This is a genomic window from Microcystis sp. M049S2, from assembly GCF_020245625.1.
In the GTDB taxonomy this organism is placed as follows: domain Bacteria; phylum Cyanobacteriota; class Cyanobacteriia; order Cyanobacteriales; family Microcystaceae; genus Microcystis; species Microcystis ichthyoblabe_A.
On the sequence record NZ_JADBUN010000051.1, the window covers coordinates 1 to 2,728 of the forward strand.

Sequence of the window (2,728 nt, forward strand, 5' to 3'; positions counted from 1 at the left end):
CGGCTCTACCGAACCTGTTATGTAAAACTATCAACAACTCATGCTTAAAAAGCTTATATACTAAGGCTTTGAGTTTTTATTAGATTGATATTTATCAACTTTAGAGCATTGCTGGGCAGAGAGGGAACTTGAGGAATTTTATACAGTGTAAGTGCGGAAGAACCAATCTATCTTCAATTGAATTATAACTACTTACTTAGACCAAGTAATACTAACTCTTTAACCCTTACCATACCCCTAATTCCCTCCCCGATAGTTATCTATGAGCTACATTGACTGGAATCAACTTTCTGCAACTTTCGACATCGCCATTATCGGGGGAGGATTTAGTGGTTCCCTGGTGACAGCGAACCTGTTACGCGACACGGGGACTCCATTATCGATCGCCCTGATCGAGCGCCGAAAACCCCTCGGTACGGGGATCGCCTACGGAACGCGAGACAGCGGCCACCTGCTCAATATTCCTGCGGGCAAAATGAGCGCCTTCGAGGACGATCCCGAACATTTCCTCCACTGGTTAGCAGATAACGGCTATCGATCGATCGAGCCGGCCAGCTTCGTACCGCGTCTAGTGTACGGCAAATACATCCGATCGATCCTAGAAGAAGCGCGGGACAACGCCATTGCCGATCACCGTCTGGAAACATTTACCGATGCGGCGATCGATCTGGTACTCGACGGGGAAAAGGCGACGATTACCCTCAAAGGAGGCAAGAAAATCAGCGCCGCAAAAGTAGTTCTGGCGCTGGGCAATTTTCCCGCAACGGTTCCCCAACCCCTCGCGTCTCTGAATTACCCCTATCTCCGCGACGCTTGGGAGACAGACACACTCGCCGAGCTAAAACCCGACGGGACGATTCTGCTCGTCGGTACGGGGTTAACGATGGTGGATATGGTGATTTCCCTGGCACAAAGGGGATTCACGGGCAAAATCCACGCGGTTTCCCGTCATGGCCTGATTCCCCGAACGCACCGACCCACCGATCCCTATCCCCCGTTCCTCACCCTCGAAACCGCGCCCCAGACCACGCGGGGACTCCTACGGCGAATTCGCGCGGAGGTAAAAACCGCCGAGAGTCGAGGTCACGACTGGCGGGCCGTTTTAAACGCCTTACGCCCGATATCTCAAGGTCTATGGCATTGTCTGCCGATAGCGGAACGCGCCAGATTTCTACGCCACCTGAAAGCCTATTGGGAGGTTCTTCGCCATCGCCTCGCCGATGAGATCGCCAGTATCCTCGACGAGGCTGTAGAATCCGGACAATTAACCTATCATGGGGGAAGAATTGAAACTGCTGAGGTTAAAAACGGCTGTGTAGAGGTTACTATCCGTCAACGGGGAACGGGAAACCTGTTAAATCTACCGGTTGATCGAATTATTAACTGTACCGGCGCGAGTAACGATTACCGGACCATAACCGATTCCCTCGTCGTTCATCTTCGCCAACGGGGGTTAATCCGTCCCCATCCCCTAGGTTGTGGCATCGAAACCGCCGACAACGGGGCAATTCTCGGGCCAGACGGTACGGCATCGCCAACGCTCTACACTTTGGGAAATCCCCGCAAAGGAGATCTCTGGGAAACCACCGCCATTCCCGAACTGCGTTTACAGGCGGCCGAACTGGCCCGGGATTTGTTGCGATCGCTGAAAAAGAGAATTTCTCTCCCCACGGCCTACTCGATCGCATTCCGGCCGGCAGCGCCGATTTTTCGCCAGCTTTTTGATAGGGAATCGAGTACCTACACCTATCTGATCGCTGATTCGGGTACGGGAGAGGCGATTTTAATTGATCCGGTCCTCGAACAGGTTGATCGCGATCGGCAGATTCTTTGGCAGTTGGGGTTAACTCTAGGCTACACGATGGAAACCCATGTCCACGCCGACCATATCACCGGAGCGCACCGCTTACGCGAGTTAACCAACTGTTCGATCCTCGTTCCCGAAAACGCGGAAGTGAGCGATATCGATGGTTATGTGCGCGATGGCGACCTCTGGACCGTGGCAGGTCAGCAGCTAAAAGCGATCGCCACTCCGGGCCACACCGATAGTCATATAGCCTATCTCATCGATGAAAAACGCCTATTAACGGGGGATGCACTCTTAATTCGCGGTTGCGGTCGTACCGATTTTCAGAACGGTTCGCCGGAAGTCCTATACAAGACGGTAACGGAGAAGTTATTCACTCTTCCCGATGATACGCTTGTTTATCCCTGTCACGATTATCTGGGAAGAACGGTCTCCTCGATCGGTGAGGAAAAGCGCTGGAATCCCCGTTTTGCCGGCCGCGATCGTGAGGATTTTATTCAGTTAATGAATAATCTCAATCTACCCTACCCGAAAAAGATGACCGCGGCCTTAAGTGCCAATGCGCGGGGTGGTAAGGTGGTTTTCGTCATGGATTATCAGATTTAGTGAATATTTTATTTTAAAAATTTTTCTTTTTAGGTTTAGGAGGCCGCTCTATACTTTTAGGGGAGGGAGGTGATTGAGGTGGTTCTTGCAATAATTTAATAAGAGTTTGAATAATTTCATCTACGACTTCATCTCTCAAAGTCCCGCATTTTCTTCTAAATAATTTTCTGTCAAGTAGACCTCTTGCATAATTTTTTTATGGTATAATATAAGGTTTTGCTTTTTTCTCAATTCTTAGATTGAAGTGGAAAAAAGAATAAAATGTGATCTTAGGTCAGGAAATCATCTATAATTTTGCTATGTTTATTAGCAAAA

The 2,728-nt window shown here is 49.7% G+C and carries 1 protein-coding gene and 1 pseudogene; both read left to right on the forward strand.

Going from position 1 to position 2,728, the window contains the following annotated elements; translation table 11 throughout:
- Positions 1-262: 262 nt before the first annotated feature.
- Positions 263-742, forward strand: a pseudogene (locus IM496_RS04450) (FAD/NAD(P)-binding protein); the annotation flags it as partial.
- Positions 743-1,705: 963 nt separating this feature from the next.
- Positions 1,706-2,413 (forward strand): MBL fold metallo-hydrolase, encoded by a 708-nt coding sequence (locus IM496_RS04455; protein WP_287661332.1) that lies wholly within the window; start codon positions 1,706-1,708, stop codon positions 2,411-2,413.
- The last annotated feature ends 315 nt before the right edge of the window (positions 2,414-2,728 follow it).